19 protein-coding genes and 2 pseudogenes are annotated in these 19,523 nt (G+C 65.2%); 7 read left to right on the top strand and 14 right to left on the bottom strand.

Annotation, left to right across the window (positions count from 1 at the left end):
* Nucleotides 1-6: 6 nt before the first annotated feature.
* Genes HDC95_RS14305 through HDC95_RS14295 form a run of 3 tightly spaced genes read right to left on the bottom strand, consistent with a single transcriptional unit; the run spans nucleotide 7 to nucleotide 2,986 of the window.
* On the bottom strand, nucleotides 7-828 hold the full coding sequence (locus tag HDC95_RS14305) for a carbohydrate ABC transporter permease (RefSeq protein ID WP_259064280.1): 822 nt from the start codon (nucleotides 826-828) through the stop codon (nucleotides 7-9).
* Entirely contained in the window at nucleotides 825-1,748 is a 924-nt protein-coding gene (locus HDC95_RS14300) for a carbohydrate ABC transporter permease (protein WP_259064279.1), read from the bottom strand. The genes HDC95_RS14305 and HDC95_RS14300 overlap by 4 nt, the downstream gene beginning before the upstream one ends.
* Nucleotides 1,745-2,986 (bottom strand): ABC transporter substrate-binding protein, encoded by a 1,242-nt coding sequence (locus tag HDC95_RS14295; protein ID WP_259064278.1) that lies wholly within the window; start codon nucleotides 2,984-2,986, stop codon nucleotides 1,745-1,747. Before HDC95_RS14295 ends, HDC95_RS14300 begins: the two co-directional genes overlap by 4 nt.
* A 204-nt stretch (nucleotides 2,987-3,190) precedes the next feature.
* Between HDC95_RS14295 and HDC95_RS14290 the strand changes: the two genes are divergently transcribed.
* From HDC95_RS14290 to HDC95_RS14280, 3 genes are all read left to right on the top strand, one after another.
* A complete protein-coding gene (locus HDC95_RS14290) occupies nucleotides 3,191-4,207 on the top strand; it encodes a LacI family DNA-binding transcriptional regulator (protein WP_259064277.1) in 1,017 nt (338 codons plus the stop codon).
* Between the two features lie 141 nt (nucleotides 4,208-4,348).
* Nucleotides 4,349-6,136, top strand: a complete 1,788-nt coding sequence (locus HDC95_RS14285; RefSeq protein ID WP_259064275.1) for a class I mannose-6-phosphate isomerase — start codon at nucleotides 4,349-4,351, stop codon at nucleotides 6,134-6,136.
* A gap of 178 nt (nucleotides 6,137-6,314) precedes the next feature.
* The gene (locus HDC95_RS14280; RefSeq protein WP_259064439.1) at nucleotides 6,315-6,701 is read left to right on the top strand and encodes a hypothetical protein; all 387 of its coding nucleotides are present in this window, start codon (nucleotides 6,315-6,317) and stop codon (nucleotides 6,699-6,701) included.
* Nucleotides 6,702-6,721: 20 nt separating this feature from the next.
* Here the strand turns inward: HDC95_RS14280 and HDC95_RS14275 are convergent.
* Nucleotides 6,722-7,161, bottom strand: a pseudogene (locus HDC95_RS14275) (helix-turn-helix transcriptional regulator); the annotation flags it as partial.
* On the opposite strand from HDC95_RS14275, the pseudogene HDC95_RS14270 reads away from it, so the two are divergent.
* A pseudogene (locus tag HDC95_RS14270) lies at nucleotides 7,158-7,301 on the top strand (alpha/beta hydrolase); the annotation flags it as partial. The pseudogenes HDC95_RS14275 and HDC95_RS14270 overlap by 4 nt on opposite strands.
* 66 nt (nucleotides 7,302-7,367) lie before the next feature.
* Here HDC95_RS14270 and HDC95_RS14265 read toward each other — a convergent pair.
* From HDC95_RS14265 to HDC95_RS14220, 10 genes are all read right to left on the bottom strand, one after another.
* Nucleotides 7,368-7,694: a DUF6385 domain-containing protein gene (locus HDC95_RS14265; RefSeq protein ID WP_259064273.1), complete on the bottom strand. Its 327-nt coding sequence runs from the start codon at nucleotides 7,692-7,694 to the stop codon at nucleotides 7,368-7,370.
* 4 nt (nucleotides 7,695-7,698) lie between these two features.
* On the bottom strand, nucleotides 7,699-9,060 hold the full coding sequence (locus HDC95_RS14260; RefSeq protein ID WP_259064271.1) for an FAD-dependent oxidoreductase: 1,362 nt from the start codon (nucleotides 9,058-9,060) through the stop codon (nucleotides 7,699-7,701).
* On the bottom strand, nucleotides 9,057-9,986 hold the full coding sequence (locus HDC95_RS14255) for a DUF6772 family protein (protein WP_259064270.1): 930 nt from the start codon (nucleotides 9,984-9,986) through the stop codon (nucleotides 9,057-9,059). Before HDC95_RS14255 ends, HDC95_RS14260 begins: the two co-directional genes overlap by 4 nt.
* A gap of 111 nt (nucleotides 9,987-10,097) precedes the next feature.
* Nucleotides 10,098-11,678 carry an ABC transporter substrate-binding protein gene (locus HDC95_RS14250; protein WP_259064269.1) on the bottom strand — a complete coding sequence of 527 codons (1,581 nt, stop codon included), beginning with the start codon at nucleotides 11,676-11,678 and terminating at the stop codon, nucleotides 10,098-10,100.
* Between the two features lie 55 nt (nucleotides 11,679-11,733).
* Nucleotides 11,734-12,531, bottom strand: a complete 798-nt coding sequence (locus HDC95_RS14245) for an endonuclease/exonuclease/phosphatase family protein (protein ID WP_259064268.1) — start codon at nucleotides 12,529-12,531, stop codon at nucleotides 11,734-11,736.
* Nucleotides 12,528-13,187 carry a histidine phosphatase family protein gene (locus tag HDC95_RS14240; RefSeq protein WP_259064267.1) on the bottom strand — a complete coding sequence of 220 codons (660 nt, stop codon included), beginning with the start codon at nucleotides 13,185-13,187 and terminating at the stop codon, nucleotides 12,528-12,530. The genes HDC95_RS14245 and HDC95_RS14240 overlap by 4 nt, the downstream gene beginning before the upstream one ends.
* A complete protein-coding gene (locus tag HDC95_RS14235) occupies nucleotides 13,184-14,008 on the bottom strand; it encodes an ABC transporter ATP-binding protein (RefSeq protein ID WP_259064266.1) in 825 nt (274 codons plus the stop codon). Before HDC95_RS14235 ends, HDC95_RS14240 begins: the two co-directional genes overlap by 4 nt.
* Nucleotides 14,001-15,038 (bottom strand): ABC transporter ATP-binding protein, encoded by a 1,038-nt coding sequence (locus tag HDC95_RS14230; RefSeq protein ID WP_259064265.1) that lies wholly within the window; start codon nucleotides 15,036-15,038, stop codon nucleotides 14,001-14,003. The genes HDC95_RS14235 and HDC95_RS14230 overlap by 8 nt, the downstream gene beginning before the upstream one ends.
* Nucleotides 15,038-15,925, bottom strand: coding sequence for an ABC transporter permease (locus tag HDC95_RS14225; RefSeq protein WP_259064264.1), 888 nt, complete (start codon nucleotides 15,923-15,925; stop codon nucleotides 15,038-15,040). Before HDC95_RS14225 ends, HDC95_RS14230 begins: the two co-directional genes overlap by 1 nt.
* Nucleotides 15,922-16,845: an ABC transporter permease gene (locus tag HDC95_RS14220; RefSeq protein ID WP_259064263.1), complete on the bottom strand. Its 924-nt coding sequence runs from the start codon at nucleotides 16,843-16,845 to the stop codon at nucleotides 15,922-15,924. Before HDC95_RS14220 ends, HDC95_RS14225 begins: the two co-directional genes overlap by 4 nt.
* Nucleotides 16,846-17,134: 289 nt before the next feature.
* Here HDC95_RS14220 and HDC95_RS14215 point away from each other — a divergent pair, with 289 nt between their 5' ends.
* Genes HDC95_RS14215 through HDC95_RS14205 form a run of 3 tightly spaced genes read left to right on the top strand, consistent with a single transcriptional unit; the run spans nucleotide 17,135 to nucleotide 19,519 of the window.
* Entirely contained in the window at nucleotides 17,135-18,100 is a 966-nt protein-coding gene (locus tag HDC95_RS14215) for a DUF6772 family protein (protein WP_259064261.1), read from the top strand.
* 8 nt (nucleotides 18,101-18,108) lie between these two features.
* Complete coding sequence (locus HDC95_RS14210) at nucleotides 18,109-18,441, top strand: hypothetical protein (RefSeq protein ID WP_259064260.1); 333 nt, start codon at nucleotides 18,109-18,111, stop codon at nucleotides 18,439-18,441.
* A 13-nt stretch (nucleotides 18,442-18,454) separates the two neighbouring features.
* Nucleotides 18,455-19,519: a LacI family DNA-binding transcriptional regulator gene (locus HDC95_RS14205; protein ID WP_259064259.1), complete on the top strand. Its 1,065-nt coding sequence runs from the start codon at nucleotides 18,455-18,457 to the stop codon at nucleotides 19,517-19,519.
* Nucleotides 19,520-19,523: the final 4 nt, after the last annotated feature.

Here is a 19,523-nt window from a genome sequence, read left to right as displayed (position 1 = left end):
CCCGCCTCAGTACTGTCCGAGCGCGAGTCCGCGCTGGAAGTACTTCTGGCTCAGGCCGAACAGGAGCGCTGTCGGAATCGACACGAGCAGGGCCGCCGTGAGCAGCACGGTGAACGCCGAGCCACCGCCCTGCACAGACTGCAGGGCCTGCAGAAGCGGCATCACGGGTCGCGTCTCCGAGCTCTGCGTGAGGATCAGTGCGAGCAGGAAGTCATTCCAGACCCAGGTGGCCTGCAGGATGAACACGACGACCAGGGCGCTGCGGGACATCGGCAGATAGATCTGCGTGAAGATGCGCCACGGCTTCGCACCGTCGACCACGGCTGCCTCGAAGACGGACTCGGCGATGCCGGCGAAGAAGTTGCGCATCACGAACGCCGAGAACGGCAGACAGACGACCGAGTAGATGAGGATCATCCCGACCGCGGTGTCGAAGAGCCCGACCTCCGAGTACGCGGCGAACAGCGGGATCACCATGAGCTGCAGCGGGAACACCGTGCCGCAGAATATGACGAAGAACCAGAAGAACCCGTGCTTCAGCTTCAGCGCGATCACCGCGTAGCCCACCGCTGCACCGAGGATCACGGCGATGAAAGGTGCGACGACGGCATAGATCAGGGTGATGAACAGGCCGGAGGGCACGTCTGTGGTCGTGAAGACGTCGACGATGTTGGAGACCAGCGCGGGGAAGTTGCCTGGCGCCCACAGGTTGCTGCCCGAGTACTCGGACGTGAGTTTGCCCGCATTCGCGAGAAGGAGATAGATGGGGAGCAGCCAGAGGATGCCCATCGCGATGAGGATGACATAGCGGACGATCTTGGAGGTCATGAGCGTCGCGCTCCCTTCGGTGCAGCATCCATCTTCGGCGCAGCGTCGCCGAGCGACAGCTGACGACGGAGGTAGATCAGGGATGCCGCGACGGTGATGACGGTCAGGAAGATCGCGACAGCCGACCCCATCCCGTACTCGTTGTTGAGGAAGGTCTCGCGGTACATCGTCACGCCGAGGGTCTCCGAGACGCGGTTCGGGCCGCCCTGGGTCATCGACTGCACGATGTCGAAGGTCTTCAGGCTGTTCACGATCGAAAGCCCGACCACGATCGTCGTCGTGGGGCGCAGCAGCGGCCAGACCATCGAGGCGAAGAGCCGGAAGCCTCCCGCGCCGTCCACCTTCGCCGCCTCGAGCGGCTCCTTCGGGATCGACTGGAGACCCACGGTGAAGAGGAGGGCGTTGACGCCGACTCCCTGCCAGGATGCCGCGAGGATCATGACGATGGTGTTCAACGGAGCATCCTGCAGCCATCGCAGTTCAGACCCGGGAAGATTGAGGAAGGCGAGCGCCTGCGAGAGCGCACCGCCGTTCTGCAGCACGAACGAGAAGATCACGCCGACCGCGACGCCCGAGAGGGCGTAGGGGATGAGGAACGGCACGCGGAGCCATGCGGCGCCCCGTAGCCCGTAAGCCAGGTAGGCGACGAGCAGGCCGAGTCCGACCGGCACGATCAGCGTTCCCAGCACCCATGCCAGCGTGTTCACGATGGACAGCAGGATGGCGGGGTCCTGGAACATCTCGACGTAGTTGTCGGCTCCGATCCACTCCGGGTCGCCCAGCCCGTCGTATTCGGTGAAGCTGAGATAGACCGTGTAGAGCACCGGGATGTACAGCGCGAGGACGACCACCGCGACGCCCGGGCCCATGAAGGCCCAGGCGTCGCGCTGCCGCGCGGAGCTAGCCGGCGTCCGGCTCAATGCTCACTCCAGTACTCGTCGGCGACGCGCTGGATGCCTTCGAGGTAGGGCATCGGATCGCCGGGGTTGGTCATGAATCCGGTGAACTCGTCGAGCGACGCCGTGAGGATCGGAGCCGGGGCCGCCTCGTAGTAGCGCAGGTAGAAGACGTACTTCGGGTCGGTGTACTCATCGCCGATGGCCTGGAATTCCTCAGTGCCGGCAGTGGCCTTGGGGTTGAAGGGGAGGTTGCCCTGCTGCTCCGACCATGCCGTCTGCGCCGTGGCGCCCATCCACCATTCCGAGTACTCGAGGCCGAGCTCCTTCTGCGCAGACGACTCCGGCACGCACACCGGCGCGGTCTCCGTCGCGACCGGGACGACGTCCTGATCCGGGTTGACGTTGGGGATCGGGAACACGCCCCAGTCCTTGCCGCTCTCCAGGCCGACCGTGTCGAGAGTGCTGGAGTACCAGGTGCCGAACGGGATCATCGCCACCTCCTGGTCTTTGATCTGCGTCTCGGCCGGCGTCTTGGAACCGGGGTCGGTGAAGTACCCCTTCTCCTTCATGTCGAGCCACACGTTCATGACCTCGACGACCTCCGGGTCCGTGAACTTCGCGTCGCCGGCGACGAGGTCGTTGTAGAGATCGACGTCGGTCCCCGCTGTCAGGATCTGGAACCACACGAACGCCCACGGGTTCCCGCCCGAGTTCCAGAATGGAGCGACGCCCGCATCGACCAGGGTGTCGGCGGTCGTCATCATCTCGTCCCACGTCGTCGGCACCTCGAGGCCGAGGTCCGCGAACGTGCGCTTGTCGTAGTACATGACCCAGTCGTCGACGCTTATGGGCGTGCAGTACTGGGCGCCGTCGATCGTGTAGAGGTCCTTGACCGACTCGCTGACGTTACCGTCAGCCACTGCCTTCTCCCAGATCTCGGTGGTCTCGGCGACGAGTCCCTCCGCGACCAGGTCCTCGAGCGAGGAACCCGTGTGCCAGGTGAACAGCCCGGGGGCCTTGTTGGATCGGAAGGACTGCTTGATGAACGCCTGGAAGGCATTCTGATCGGCGTAGTACGCGGGATCGAGCGCGACGTCCATGTCGTCTTCCGACACGGCGGAGAACTTCTCGAAGTCCCAGCTCTTATCGGTGACGAAACTCAGTTCGTTCGTGGACGCGGCCGTGCTGGAGCATCCGGCGACAGATGCCACGATGATCAGGGCTGCGGCGCCGGTGGCCGCTTTTCGTGAGAGCTTCAACGCGGAACTCCTTCGTTCGGGTTTCAAGGGTGATGATCGAGTCGGGTCGGATTGATATCGTTACCAGAATCGGACACTAACACGATATTCCACCAAAGGGCAAGGCGCTGACTCCGCGCCGTAAGCCGAGACCGGAAGCGTTGCGAGCACACGCCCCGAGCGCGGAAACGCTGTCGGTCCGGAGATTATCGATACCATGACGGCATGTCCGCGCGCGCTGTGAAGAACCGGGGGGCGACCGCTCCCACTGTGCAAGATGTCGCAGCAGCCGCCGGCGTCTCCCCGATGACGGTGTCGCGCGTGCTGAGCGGGGGCCCGAACGTTCGCCCCGAGAAGGTGCAAGCGGTGATGGATGCCGCGTCCGCACTGGGCTACCGTCGCAACGAGAACGCCCGCAGCCTCCGTCCAGGGCAGCGCACCGGACTGCTTGGTGTGGTGATCACCAACGTCGCCAACCCGTACTACGCCCAAGTGCAGTTGGGCGTGGAGGAGATCGTCACCTCCGATGGGATGCGACTTCTCGTCGGCAACAGCGGCGAGGACACGGAGCGCGAGCGCGCTCTCGTCAACGACTTCATCGGGCGCAAGGTGGACGGACTCATCGTGGTTCCCGCTGGAGGCGACGTGGCCCATCTGCGCGCAGCCACGGCCGCCGGAGTTCCGCTCGTCCTGGCATCACGCCAGGTGGACGGCCTGGACGCCGACGTCGTACTCGTGGACGACGAGGGCGGAGCGCGAGACGGAACAGCGCACCTCCTCGCTGAGGGCCACCGCCGCATCGCGTTCCTGGGCAACCGCTTATCGGTCTTCACCAGCCGGCGTCGTCAAGAGGGGTTCGAACGTGCGCACCGCGAGGCCGGAGTCGCGTTCGATCCAGCACTGGTCCGAGCAGGCCAGAACGACGACGTCGCCGCCCACGACGTGATGATCGATCTGCTCGCTCTGGACGACCCGCCGACAGCGATCTTCAGTGCCAACAACCGCAACACGGTGGGTGTTCTGCGCGCGCTGGCCGAGCATCGCAGCGCCGCCGATTCGATGCACATCGTCGCGTTCGACGACTTCGAGCTGTCGAGCCTCATGCCCTTCACGCTCTCCGTCATCGAGCATGACCCCCGAGAGCTCGGACGGACCGCCGCACGCATGGTCATGAGCCGGATGCAGGCCGACGACGAGCGGGAGTCGGAGATGATCCAGCTCCCCACGCGCTTCCGGAGATGATCGCCGGCGGATGCGGATCTCCTTTTCGTGAGGTAGGTTGATAACGATACCAGTGCGATGGCGGCCCGATCTGAGGCGCGCGTCGAAGTCCGTAACGAAAGGCTGGCAACGATGCACCCCCTTCCCTCCGCTCGCGATGGCATGCCCACCACATCGGCGTACGATCGCACCCCGACGATCGACCTGCCGCGCGGCGAGCGAGTGCTCACGGGCAAGGATCTGTGGGCGTCGTTGCGCGGAGCCGCGAGTTCCCATGGGGACCGTCCGCTGATCGCCATCGACACCTACCCCGGCACCGACCTCTCGGTGCTGATCGAGCAGGTGCACGCCGGGCTGCCAGGTTTCGAAGTCATCGACGTCGAGAGCGCGGCGCTGTCGACGGAGCTCCTGGAGACGTCGTTCCGCGAGAACCTCACCGATGACCGTGTCTTCGGGGTCATGTCGCACGCCACCATCGACGCCTTCTTCGACCCGGGGAAGGTCGCCACACTGAAGGCCGACGCGCAGCAGCGCCGCGGCGGAACGGTGCTCGTAGGGTGGGGCGCCGCGACCATCGCCGACGCCGATGTCACTGTGCTGGGCGAGATGGCGCGGTGGGAGATCCAACAGCGGTATCGGCGGGGCATGCCCAACTGGCATGCCGACAACGCCGACGAAGACCCGCTCCGCAAGATCAAGCGCGGGTTCTTCCTGGAGTGGCGGGCAGCCGACCGACACAAACGTCCGCTCTTCGACACCGTTGACTTCGTGCTCGACCTGAATCACACGCATGAGCCTTCGCTCATCTCCGGAGATGCTTTCCGTGGTGCCCTCGCCGCAGCACCCACCCGTCCGTTCCGCGTGGCGCCGTACTTCGACCCCGGGGTCTGGGGCGGGCAATGGATGAAGCAGGTGTGCGGTCTCGACGAATCGGAGCCGAACTACGCCTGGTCCTTCGACGGCGTCCCCGAGGAGAACAGCCTGCTCCTGACCGACGGCGAGTCCACCTTCCAGATTCCCGCGATCGACCTCGTCTTCGCACACCCGCGCGAGCTTCTCGGCGAGCGCACCTTCGCCCGCTTCGGTGCGGAGTTCCCCATCCGTTTCGACCTGCTCGACACCATGGGCGGCGGCAACCTCTCACTGCAGGTGCATCCGCTCACCGACTACATCCGCGACCGATTCGGCATGTCGTACACCCAGGACGAGAGCTATTACATGCTCGACGCCGGCGACGACGCACTCGTGTACCTCGGGCTGAAGACCGGCGTCGACCGCCAGCGCCTCACCGATGACCTCACCCGCGCGCAGTCGGGCGAGATCTCCTTCCCCGCTGAGGACTACGTCAACACCTACCCGGCCAGGAAGCACGACCACTTCGCCATTCCTGCCGGCACGGTGCACTGCTCCGGACGCAACTCGATGGTGCTCGAGATCTCGGCGACGCCGTACATCTTCACGTTCAAGATGTGGGACTGGGACCGCGTAGGCCTCGACGGAACGCCTCGCCCTATCCACCTCGAACACGCTCTGGCCAATATCCAGTGGGATCGCGAGACCGAGTGGACGAACGACAACCTCGTCGACCAGGTCGAATCCGTCACCGAGGGCGATGGATGGCGGGAGGAGCGCACTGGTCTCCACCATCTCGAGTTCATCGAGGTGCGGCGGCACTGGTTCACCGGCACCGCCCCGCACGACACGCATGGAACGGTCAACGTACTCAATCTCGTGGAAGGTTCTGAGGCCGTCGTCGAGTCGCCGTCCGGAGCCTTCGAGCCCTTCGTCGTGCACTATGCCGAGACTTTCATCGTGCCGGCAGCTGTGGGCGAGTACACGATCCGGCCACACGGTCAAGGTGTCGGAGAGAGCCACGCGACGGTGAAGGCGTTCGTCCGCGGTACCGCCTTCTCGGCGGCTGACACCGTTCAGTCTAGTGAGATAGACTGAATTCTCAGAACAACGACGCGCAAGGCCACCCGGCTGCTGAAGCGCAGTGGCTGGCGCGCATTGCGAACGGTTGGGAGCCACACCACTTGGGAAGGCCGAACGGAACGACCTGCACACTTCCCGATGGGCACAACACGATCAGCCCGGGCGTGTACCGCAATCTGGACGAGGACAACCAATGACTGCATACGAAGCGACCGTGGTCCGCGACGGCAAGTGGTGGATGGTGAGCGTCCCTGCGATCGACGGACTCACCCAAGCGCGCCGTCTCAGCGAAGCCAGTGACATGGCGCGCGAGTACATCGCGGCGTCCCAGGATGTTCCGCTTGAGACGGTCTCTGTCACGTTGTCCTTCGCCCCGATCGGAGAGGTCGAGGATGTGACCGATCGTGTGGCCGCGATTGTCGAAGAACGTGCGCGAGCCGCCGAGCTGGAGAAAGCTGCGGCTCAGCACGCGACTGAATTGGCGCGGACTCTTGCGGCAGCCGACGTCCCGGTTCGGGACATCGGGGCCATCCTCGGCATCTCGCACCAGCGAGCGCACCAGTTGGTGTCGTCGCGCTGACGGAACCATGAGTCACTCGCCTGACCGTGCACCGGTCTGGCGTTCGCCGGGGGTTCTCCGACCTCGTGGACGGTATGGCCGCCACAGGCCGTCTTGGTGACGCTGGCGCGCTCGATGCGCGACACGGTGAACCATCGCATCGCATCGCATCGCGCGGTCGGCACCACCCGACCAGCTACCACTGGCCGTTGGTGGAGGCGAACAGCACGGGCTCGACGTCACGGGTCGTGGTGATCCCATCTCTCGATGTGTAGCGAATGCGGATCACTCGCTGCTCGGCCCTGGCCTCCTCCAGTGCCGATCTGATTGCGCGCGAAGAGGAGGGGACGGGGTTGACCCAGACCCGGCCGGCGAGTTCGTCGGCTCTTGCTCGAGTTCTGGGATCGAGAACGTCCAGGATCTTCTGGATCCCTGCTGCTGCCAGATCGGCGTATGGAGCATCGGATGCAGTGGACGGTGCGCGCCACCGTGGAGTGCTGCTCGATCCCGAGTGCGCAGGTGCTGGAGCTGGCACGCGCGGGCCACGCGATGTTCGCCGAAGTCGCGCACATCGAGAACCTCGACGTCATCGACCTTCCAACGGGGCATTGGCCTACGTGAAGCCGCCCCGGCGACCTCGCCAAGATCATTCAGTCAGCGGCTTCTCGAACCGACTGAGCTGCCCACTCAGCCCTTCCCGTTGACGTGGATGAGGATGCGGGCGGGTGCCTCCGGCGACGCACCCGTCACCGTCACCCGCAGCCAGTTGCCGAATTCCGACAGCGTCAGCTCCGCGATGCTCGCATCCGACGACAGCGTCACCGGCGCGCCGCGACGGATCCAGTTGATCCCGTCCGGCGAGATCTCGGTCGCGACGGCGAGATCCGGATGGTCGCCCTCGACCTGCACGAAGACGACGACCTCACGCGCCCACCCGGCCTCGTACGGCAGCGTCGCGAAATCTCCGTCGACGACCACCCTCCTGGCCAGCACGGATGTGTTGTTCTGCAGCATGACGTCAGCTCCTGTCTGTTCCGGCGAGTGCCACCACGTTGTCGAAGTCGACGATCGCCCCGCCGTCGATCAACCCCGAACGCAGCAGGTCGAAGTCCATCTCCGGCATCGACAGGCCGTGACGCACGGCGAGCGCGGCGGCGGTTCCCGCCCCCTGCCCCATCGCCATGCACGTCGCCATCACGCGCACCGATCCGAAACCAGGGCCATCGGCGCACAGGCACCGCCCGGCGATGACGACGTTCTCACTGCCCTCTGGCACGAGAGCGCGGAACGGCACGTTGTAGGGATGGCGGAGGATGACGAGGTCGTTCTGATCGATGCTGTCCGTGTGATGGATGTCGATCGTGTGAGCGCCCTTCGCCACAGTGTCGGGGAAGGCCTTCGGGTGCAGGATGTCGTCCCCGGTCAGCTCATACAGCCCGACGATGTGATGCGTCTCCCGCACCCCGGTCTGGATGCCCGACTTCGCCAGCCACGCATCCCGGAACTCCGGGAACTCCCGGCGGAGGACATCGATGATCGCGTGCATCTTCTCGCGCAGGCTCGTCTCGGTGCGGGAGAACCATTCCGGATCGCTCGCGTCGGTGGGCTCGCGCAGCACGTTGATGCTGACGAGCCCGTCGTGGAAGAAACTGTTGATCCACGGACCGCCGAACAGCGGCACCTCGTCGGCCTCGTGCAGTTCGGCCAACCGGCCGCGGATCGACTCCGACACGGGGAGGATGCCGTCCACAGCATCCCCGAAGACGTACCCGAGCGCGTCGGTGTCGACGCCGCCGAGCTGGAACCACAGTGTCGCCGGCTGCAGCACGTCACCCTTGGTGGTCGGCAGCCCCGCTGCCCGCACGACATCCGCATCCCCTGTGCAGTCGACCACCGCCTCGCAGGCGTAGGCCACGCGGCCCGCCTTGTTCTGCACGATCACGTGACTGACGCGGCCCTCCTCGCCGGCGACGTCGGCGATCCAGCTGTGCAACAGAAGCGTCACGCCACTCTCCAGCAGCAGCCGCTGAGCGGCGAGTTTGAAGATCTCGTCGTTGACCGGCCAGTTGCCACTGTCGCGGTCGAGTTCGGCCCCGCCCAGCTCCGCCGTACGCTGCATGAGCTCAAGCGGGATTCCCCCGATGTGCTGCTGCCCTCCGACGCGGAACTCGCTGATCGGCGTGACCAGCGCACTCGTCGCCATCCCGCCCACGAACCCGTACCGCTCGATGAGCAGCGTGCGCGCACCGCCCCGAGCCGCGGCAACCGCGGCGATCACCCCCGCGGGGCCACCGCCGGCCACGATCACGTCGAACGCCCCGACGACGGGCGTCTCGCGTGCCGGCTCCGCGACCGACCCGAGCGTTCTCTCCCCGCTCACTCGCACGAATACACCACCGAATCCAGGTAGAGGTTCACGCTTCGATCGGTGTCGGTCTCGACGAAGAACACCGGATTGATGAGGTCCTTGATCGACTTGTATCCGGGCACGAGAGTGGGCGCCAGATCGCGCATGTCGAACACCTGGTCCATCGACTGCAACTCGACATAACGTCTCTGGCGCACGTCGACGGTGAGCCGGAAGTACATCCAGTTGATCTTGTCCGGGCTCTCGTTGAACACCAGCTGCTGCTCGCCCCCGGGGATCCACTGATACCCGTCGGCTGAGCCGTCGTCGAAGCGGCGTCCGTACCACTGGTTGTCCACGCCGGGAACACACCAGCCGTCCTCGACGCCGAAGTTCCAGTCCGCCCTGCTCACACCATCAGCGACCCGGTAGTACTGCCACTTCCGCACCGGCTTCCCGCCGAGCGCGTTCACGTACCTGACGCCTGGCATGTAGCGGTGCTCGGCATCCTGCACATCGAAGAAGAAGCCGAACGCGCGGATGTCTTCCTCGCCGATCCCGAAGCGGTCCTGCGCCGGCGTGTACGAGTACCACGCCTCGATCTGGATGAGATCCGGATCGCCGAAGCGGGACAGCCGCTTGATCGCGTGCCCCATACTCCCCGGACGCGGCGGCTGCGTGTGCGGGCCGCCGGTCGGCGCCGTGCTGAGCTTGAGCGAGTACGTGCCCTCCATCGACCCGTGCGAGGAGGCGAACCGCATCGCGCCCGAGCTGAGCTGGGTCGGCGCCCAGCTCGAGAGGTCGACGACCGAATCGAAGGACTCGTAGTCGTCGTAGACGAAGTTCGGTGTGAGATCCAGCCAGCCGTTGTATCCGGTGTCGAAATCGTCGTAGGTGATCACCCTGGCCAGTGGGTTGAACCGCTCCAGACCACGGTCGTAGCTGAGGACTTTCTCCATGCGCTTACTCTCCTTGGATGCCGGGACTGGGATGCCGAGAATCGGATGCTGGGAATCGGATGCTGAGACGACGATGGCGGGGACGGCTCGCGCCGCCCCCGCCATCGGGTGTCACTGTGTGAGATACACCGAACTGAAGTCGATGAACTCGTTCGCCGGGATCACGAGACCCTCGACGTTCGAGGTCATGGCCGCGTTGACGTTGATCTCGAACAGCGGGATCGCCGGGGTGTCGGCACGCATGATGTCGACCGCCTGCTGGTACAGCTCGAGACGCTCATCCGGATCGGTGAGCTGCTGCGCCTTCGTCGTCACGGCATCCAGGTCTTCGCTGCAGTACCCGAGACGAGCCGCCGTGCAGTTGTACAGACGGTAGATCGTGTAGTCGGCGTCACCGGTGATCGTCTGGTTCGGCTGCACGTCCATATCCCATGCGTGGGTCCCATCCTCGTTGACCGTGCCGAACTCCTTCAGCCAGGACGCGGCATCCAGTGCGCGCGGCTCGACGGTGACACCGATCTCCTGCCATGCCGAGATGAAGGCCTGCATCATGTTGGCGAAGCCGGCGCCGTTGGCATTGCTGTAGATCGCGTCCACGGTGAAGCCGTCCGAGTATCCGGCCTCGGCGAGCAGTTCCTTCGCGTGCTCCGGGTCGTACTCGACCATGCCTTCGGTCGGCTCGACGCATCCGAAGGCCGCCTCGGGGCAGAACGACGTCATGGTCTTCGCCGTGTCGCCGTAGAGCGACTCCTGGATCGTCTTCAGGTCGAGAGCGGCCCACATCGCCTCGCGGACGCGCTGGTCCTGGAGGAACTCGTTCTTGTTGTCGAACCACAGGAAGTAGTAGTTCAGGCTGCTCTCCTGCACGAACTTGACGTCGTTCATCGCCTCGACCTGCGCGACCTGATCGTAGGGCACGTCGCCCACGATCTGCGCCTGACCGTTCGACAGCGCAGTGATCTTCCCGTTGACGTCGGTGATCTGCTTCATCGTCAGCGTCTTGAGCTTGGCCTTCTCGCCCCAGTAGTCCTCGTTGCGCTGGAAGGTGAAGTGGTCGTTGGCGACGTAGTCGTCGATGACGAACGGTCCGGTCCCGACGGGCTGCGCCCAGTAGTCGTTGTCGGCCTGGATCGTCGTATCGGGATGCGAGAACTCGGCCTTTCCGATGTAGACCATCGAGAGCACGCCGATCAGCGTTCCCGAGGGACCTGCGGTCTTGATGGTGACCGTGAGGTCATCGGTGGCCTCGACGGACTGGATCGGTGAGAGCACCGTCTTGAGTGCGGCCTCCCACGCGATGTACCGCTCGAGCGACCCCTTCACGTCGGCAGCCGTGAAGGGCGTGCCGTCGGAGTAGGTGACGCCTTCACGCAGGTGGAAGACGAGGGTCGTGTCGTCGGTCCATTCCCAGGACTCCGCGAGCTTGGGCTGCGGCTGGTTCTCGTCGTCGAGCGTGACGAGGGTCTCGAGCGTCTGCGAGATCGCCATGTTGATGCCGATCTCCAGGGGCGCCTGGGAGATGTCGGAAGCGGCCCAGCCGTAGGCCGGGATATAGGTGAGGGTCTGCTCGTCGTCGGGCAGCGGCTCTGTCGAGCCTCCGCCGCCGGCTCCGCCCGAACATCCTGTCAGCAGAAGAGCGCCGGCCACCGCGACTGCGGCGATCGAGCGCATCTTTGCGCGTAGCGATGTCATTGCTGTCTCCTTTGATTCGATGTGACTTGGTTTGTCGGGTCCAACTTGGTGCGGTTCACGCGAGCACGGACTGGCCGGGCAGGGTGAACACTGATGCGACCGGGTGATGATCGCTGGGCGATATCCCCCGATCGAAGAACTCCACGACCTCGGCGCTGCGCGGGCGCACGGGTCCTCGGAAGAAGATGTAGTCGATGGTCTTGTGCGGGCTCGCGATGGGCGACTTCGGTGTGCCGACGGTCTCGCGGAACGGATTGGGCACGACGGGATGCGTCGGCGGAGCCTGCCGGTTCAGCGCGCTGAACGAGTCGAGGTAGCCGGCGTTGCCGATCACCCAGATGGCCGTCGCGATCGCGTTCGTGTCGGAGGCGAAGAAGACCGGTTCGTCGTCCTGCCCGAGTCGGGCGAGCTCTTCCACGACGCGATGCGCCTGCGGCGTGCGCTGGTTGATCCCCGTCTCGACCTCGACCGCGTTGCCGGAGTAGGAGAGGTGCGCGGTCGTCCAGAGGATCGACCGGTCTCCGTCTTCGACGCGCAGCCGCACCCAGAACAGGCGGGCGTTCGCGTCGTGGATGCCGACGTCCTCGGCGCCGTGTTCGACCTCGCTGAACAGGTCGCGGTTCCACCACAGGTTGCTCTGCTTCTCCCACCCGGGAAAATCGTCGTGCACACGATCGTGCCCGGGCATCGCGGCATCCAGCAGGTCACGCGACCAGGCACGCGTCTCCTGCGTGGCGAGCAGATCGGGAGCGCGGAGCTCGTAGAGGGCGCGCATCGCGGTCTCCCGCTCGGCGGCATGATGATCGCCCCACAGGTTGTGAGTCTGTGCGATGAAAGTGAGCGGTGCGGTCACGAGATCTCCCTCGGGTCCGCCGGTCGTGCCGGCGCGATGTCATGGTTGTAGCGCACGACCTCGCTGCGCGCGCCCCGCAGACGGAAGGTCGTGACAGAGCAGTTATCGGGTGCCCCGAGGGGCATATGACCCGGCGACGGGATGCCGAGCATGTGAGCGGCGGCGAGCCGGATGGGGTTGCCGCTCGTGAAGATCACGGCGACCCGGTCGCCGTCCCTCTTCTCGAGCTCGGCGGTGACTTGCTCTATCGCCCTGACGACTCGCTCCCTGGTCTCGCCGAACGTCTCGCCCCCTCCGCGTCGAAGGTCCTCACCGGCCGCGACCGCGGCAACGAGTTCGGGATGCTGCCGCTCAGCCTCCTCGAGCGTCATGCCCGCCCAGTCCCCCACGCTCATCTCCCGCAGCGCAGGGTCATGGCTGATGTTCGCCCCGATGAGCTCGACATAGCGCGCGGCGGTGTCCTTCACCCGCGGCAGATCACTTGAGACGACGAGGTCGGGAGCCGGTACCTGCTGCGCGAAAAGTTCTGCGAACTGCGCTACCTGGGCTCGCCCGTCGGCTGTGAGGCCCGAATCCTGCTGACCCTGGTAACGCCCTTCGACGTTCCAGAGCGACTCGCCGTGGCGCACGAGGTGCACGGTGATGCTCTGGCTCACGATGTCTCCTCCAGCCAGGGCCGCACGACCGGAACCGCGGCGATGAGGGCCTTCGTGTAAGGATGCTGCGGGTTCTCGAAGAGCTCCCTGGCGGTGCCCTCCTCGACGACGACGCCCTTGTTGAGCACAAGCACGCGGTCGCAGATGTGCTCGATGACGGACAGGTCGTGCGAGATGAAGAGATACGAGAGTCCGAGGTCTGTCTGCAGGTCCTCGAGCAGGTTGAGCACCTGCGCCTGCACCGAGACGTCCAGCGCGCTGACCGCCTCGTCGCAGATGATGAGCTTCGGCCGCAGCGCGAGTGTCCGCGCGATGCCGATGCGCTGACGCTGCCCGCCCGAGAACTGGTGCGGATACCGATCGGAGTAGTCCGGGTTGAGCCCGACGCGCTCCATGAGATCTTTCGCCTCAGCCGTCCAGCGCTCGCGCGACACGATGCCCGTGTGCACGCGCCAGCCTTCGGCGATGATGTCGCGCACCGTGAGCCGCGGATTGAGCGAGGCATACGGGTCCTGGAAGATCATCTGCATGTCGCGGCGCATGTCCTTCATCTGACGCAGGGAGAGCTGCGCGATGTCGTTGCCCTCGAAGCGGATGATGCCGTCCGCTGCGGGCACGAGTCCGATGATCGTGCGCGCGATCGTCGACTTACCCGATCCGGATTCGCCCACCAGCCCCACGGTCTCGCCGGGTCGAATCTCGAAGTTCACGTCGGAGACGGCGACGTTCTCGCCGATCTTTCGCAGCAGGATCGACGACCGGGTCGGATACGTCACCTTGAGATGTTCGACGTTCAACAGCGGTTTCGACTCGTCAGTCATGAGGAAGCACCTCCTCCGACCGGTGGCAGGCCGCAACATGGCCGGCGCTCCAGCCCTCCGGCTGCCGCAGGGCAGGAGGCGTGGTGCGGCACAGCTCGGTCGCATACGGACAGCGCGGATGGAATGTGCATCCGCTCGGCAGCGCGAGCAGATTCGGCGGCGAGCCGACGATCGGCTTGAGCCGCTCACCCGAGGTGGTGCTCGGTATCGAATCCAGCAGGCCACGAGTGTACGGGTGCGCAGGGTGGTCGTAGACCTGTCGGATACCGCCGGTCTCGATGATCCGACCGGCGTACATGATCGCGGCGCGGTCGGCCACCTCGGCGACGACGCCGAGGTCGTGGCTGATGAGGATCATCCCCATACCGGACTCGGCCTGCAGATCGGCCAGAAGGTTCATCACCTGCTGCTGCACCGTGACGTCGAGCGCGGTCGTCGGCTCATCGCCGATGAGCAGCTTCGGTTCAAGGGCGATCGCCATCGCGATCATGATGCGCTGGCGCTGCCCGCCCGAGAACTGGTGGGGGTAGTCGCGGATTCGTGTCTCGGCGTCGGGGATGCCGACGCGCTTGAGCAGTTCGAGTGACTTCGCCCATGCCTCCTGCTTCGGCGTGCCACGGCGACGTCGGAACAACTCTGCGATCTGCCAGCCGACCCGGTAGACCGGGTTGAGTGAGCTGAGCGGGTCCTGGAAGATCATCGCGATCTCGGTCGCGCAGAGCTCCCGAACCTTCGAGACGGGCTCCGCGGCGAGGTCGCGACCACCGTAGAGGATGCGGCCGCCGACGATGGAGCCGGCGGGCTGCGGAAGCAGCGCCATGATGGCCTGCGCGGTGACCGATTTCCCCGAGCCCGACTCACCGAGGACCGCTACGGTCTCGCCGGCTCCGACGTCGAAACTCACGCCGTCGAGTGCACGCACGACACCGGCCGAGGTGGAGAACTCGACCTGAAGATCCTGCACGCTCAGGAGCGGCTCGCCGGATAGGGCGTCGGGGGTTCGGGCCTCAGGGGCGTGGGAGGTCGTCATCAGGCGCTCCGCAACTTCGGGTCGAATCGGTCGCGCAGGGCGTCGCCGAGCACGCCCGTGGAGAGGACGAGAGCGGCGAGCGCGATGCCGGGAAGGGTCGAGATCCACCATGCGGTGCTGAGATACGCGGTGCCGTTGCTGATCGTGGTTCCCAGGCTCGGGATGCCGAGCGGGACGCCGACCCCGAGGAACGACAGCGCCGCCTCAAGAAGCACCACGTGCCCGAACTCGACCGTGGCCACGACGAGGATCGGAGCGATGCAACCGGGAAGCAGCGTGCGGAAGATGATGTGCCAGTGGCTCGCGCCAAGGGTGCGTGCGGCCTCGACGTATTCACGGCTGCGAAGCGTGAGCACCTGGCTGCGGGTGACGCGTGCGAAGACGACCCAGTTCGTGATCGAGATGACGACGATGACGTTCCACAGGCTCGGGCCGAGCACCGAAGCGAGGAGGATCGCGAGGAGGATCGACGGGAACGCGAGCTGCACGTCGGCTATGCGCATGAGCACGTTGTCGACCCAGCCGCCGAAGTGCCCCGCGAGCAGCCCGGTGAGCACACCGAACACACCCGCGAAGAGCAGCGAACAGACGCCGACGGTGAGCGAGACGCGCGCGCCCATCATCATCTGGGCGAAGAGATCCTGCCCGACCTGGTCGGTGCCGAAGACTGCGAACGATCCGTCGGGGAGGGTCGTTCCCGGAGCCTTGAGGCGCAGAAGCACGTCGGTGTGCAGCGGGTCGAAGTGGTAAAGCATCGGCACGACGACAGCGCCGAGCATGAACAGGCCGATGACGACGAGAGGGATCGTGATCCGCACGGTGACGCCGCGGCGTGCTCGATGAGCGCGCTGCATGGTCTGCACCGCGATCGTGGGTGGGACGGTCATTTCGCAAGCCTCACTCTCGGGTCGAGGTAGCCGTAGAGCAGATCGACGAGCAGGTTCACGATGACGAACGCCGCAGCGATGATCACGACACAGGCCTGGACGAGGTTGTAGTCGCGGGAAAGAATCGAGGAGACCAAGAGCTTGCCGACGCCAGGGAAGCTGAAGACCGTCTCGGTGATGACCGCACCACCCAGCAGCGCGCCGAACTCGAGACCGACGAGTGTGACGACCGGGATGAGGGCGTTACGTGCGGCGTGCGTCAGAATCACGACCCGCTCGGATAGGCCCTTCGCGCGGGCCGTCGCGATGTAGCCCTCGCCGACCACCTCGAGAAGACCGCTGCGGGTCATGCGGGTGAGGATCGCGATGAAGGGCAGCGCGACGGTCACGACGGGAAGTATGAGCGCATCCGGACTGCCGAGGCCCGCGCTCGGCAGCAGGCGCAGCATCTGGGAGAAGACGAGCATGAGAACGACGCCGACCCAGAATCCGGGGAGCGCCTGAGTGAAGAGGCTCGCAGTGGTGACGACCCGGTCGGTGAAGCGGTTGACCCGGAGCGCTGCGAGAAGGCCCAACGGGAAGCTGACGATGACGGCCAGCGTGCAGCCGAGGAAGGCCAGCAGCGCCGTGTTCGGCAGCACTTGCCCGACGAGCTCCATGGCCGGCGCGCCGTACGTGTACGACGTGCCGAAATCTCCCCGGACCGCGCCGGCGACGTAGCCGAGGTACTGGACGATCAGCGGCTGATCGAGGCCCATCCGTTCGCGAATCGTGGCGATCTGCTCCGGTGTCGCGTCGATCCCCGCGACAAGCACCGCGGGGTCAGACGGAACCAGCCGCACAATGATGAAGACGACGGTCACGACGCCCCAGAGCACGAAGACGGCGAGGAGTACCCGCCGGATCGTGTAACCGAGCATTTTCACCTCCGAGGAAGATCACCGTAGATCTCCGATTCCGGGTTCCGAGTTCCGAGTTCCGAGTTCAACTTCGAACCGCAGAACATTATCGCTAATGAACCTCCCGCATCCGCGAGCGATTGTCAACCCCCCTGATTATTCGTTGTAATTCCGGGAATGTCAGCAAATGCCCGCCACAAATGCTTCGATGAGAAATTGGGCTTTGACAGCCGATGACGATAACACTAATGTTGCCTCACACCGCCCCAGCACCGATGCCGGGGCCCGACACAACGTCAAGGAGTCACCGGTGACTACCCCCGAAGTCGCGAGCACAGCAGCAAGCCTGCGTGACGCGATCCGCAGCAGCGATCTACGTCTGTCGAAGTTCAATCCGCTCGCTCGCATCCTGACCTTCGACGACTTCAACGAAGGCGCGCATGGATGGGTCGAGCTCGGCGGCAACTACAACGGTCGCGGCGACCTCGACTCGATGGATGAGCACTTCCGTGACTTCCGCCCGCCGATGCTGTCGAACCAGAACTTCTTCGATGTCGGCACCCACGGCGCCATGACGGGCACGTATTCGCTCAAGCTCGCGACCCGCAAGGCGGCCGGCCATACCTCCACCGCGATCCGCCGGCTCACCATGAGCGGCCGCGGCCTCCTGCAGATCGAGGCGTACATCGCGTGGAAGGGTGAAGCGAACCTCGGCGGCGGCGAAGAGGCCAATACGTACGGCGACATCAGCTGGGACGCCAACTCGCATCCCACCGAAGCGCAGTTCGGCGCCTTCACCGTCGCGACGGACCTCGACCACGACGGCATCCGATATCACAACGTGATGCGCTTCCAGAATGCCGACGAGAACGGCAAGATCATCCAGAAGTGGATGTATCCGACGGTCGCGGAGCCCACACCGCATGAGCGATTCGAGGGCAAGCACGACTACGGCAAGTACACCGACTTCACGGCACCCAACCCTGACGACTGGACGTATCTCAATGACGTACGCCAGGAGGCCTGCTACAACGAGGTGCCGACGAAAGTCAACTGGCACTACCTGCGCTTCCTCATCGACACCACGACCCGTTCGAACGTGGAACTGCAGTTCAACAACGACACCTACGACCTCCGCGATGTTCCGGTGCCGCCCTACGCCGAGAAGTACGAGTCGCTCGAGAGCCTGCTCAACTTCTACTTCTCGGTGCGCACGCTCGGTCCGCACCGCAACTTCCTGTTCCTCGATTCCGTCGTCATCTCGGCAGATTGGTGAGTACGAAAATGCGTGAGTCGCAGAGCGCCGTCATCGAGCGCGGCGTCGATCTGGTCGACGTCCACGAGACCGAGCCCTTCGAGGTGGCCTGGGCGGGCGAGGCCCGCTGGTACATCCACTTCCTGCGTCCAGCAGAGGACGGCTCAGTGGAGTTCCGTGTCCAGATCTCTCCGGACGGTCTGAACTGGATCGATCACGAGAGCATCGAGCCCTTGGTGATCGGTGCCGAGGGCTTCCATTCCATTCCCGTCGATCGCTTCGGTCACTGGTTGAGGCTGCGCAGTACGCGCCTGTCGGGGCCAGAGCCCATGCTGCGCCTCTATCTTGAACTGAAGGAGTGATCGGAGACCACTAATGCCCAGAACGACGGGAGCGCCTCGGCGACGAACGCTGCAGGACGTCGCCGATGCGCTCGGCCTCACGGTCAACACCGTCTCGCGCGCGCTCCGAGACTTGCCGGGAGTCAGCGAGGCGACGCGGGCGCGGATCAAGGCTGAGGCCGAGCGCATCGGCTACGTTCCGAATGCCAACGCCCGCTCCCTTGTCCTGGGCTCCCGCAGGACGATCGGCGTGATCATCACGGATCTCGCCAACCCGTTCTTCAACGACCTGGTCACCGCGATCGAAGAGCAGGCAATCCAGGAGGGGTACACGCTGCTGCTGCTGCTCTCGGACGAGGATCCCGACCGAGAGCAGTTCGCGGTCGACACTGCCCTGCGCTCAGGAGTCGACGGCATCATCGCGGTTCCCGTGCAGGGACGGTCGAATCCGTGGACGGCGGTCACGAAAGCGGGTATCCCGCTGGTCATCGTCGCGCGCGAGCTGCCCGATCTCGAGGCGGATTTCTACTCCACCGACAATGAGGCGGGGCGGCGCATGACGACAGCCGCTCTGATCGAACGCGGTGCGACCGACATCGTGCTCGTCGAGGAAGACCTGCAGATCTCCACCGTGGCCCATCGGCTGGGCGGCTTCCGCGATGCGCTCGAAGCCCACGGCATCCCTTTCGACTCACGCAGGACGGCGCTCGTCCCCTCACGTCGGACGGCTCGCGGCGCCTCCCTGTGGCGCGGAGAGGATGCCCACCGGGTCGGAGTGGATCTGCTCGAGAGTGGTCGCGTCCCGCACGCCTTCATGGTGGGCAACGACTACTTCGCGCTCGGGATCTACGCGGCGCTGCGGGATCGGGGCATCCGTATACCGGAAGACGTCATGGTCATCGGCTGGGGCGACTACCCGTTCTCGCGATACATGGATCCGCCGCTGTCGACCGTCCGACTGCCGGTGGCCGAGGTGGCCCGCCGTGCCACGCAGAGACTGCTCGCGCTGCTGAACGGCACCGCCACGGAAGGTGTCGTCGCCGACTACCTTGAGCCGGATGTGATGCTGCGAGCGTCCACCGGACCCGTTTCGCGCTGAGACC

Origin of the sequence: Microbacterium sp. AK031, assembly GCF_024807145.1 — a bacterium.
Lineage (GTDB): Bacteria > Actinomycetota > Actinomycetes > Actinomycetales > Microbacteriaceae > Microbacterium.
Note: the sequence above shows the minus strand (reverse complement) of the source record. Positions and strands in the feature narration are given on the sequence as shown.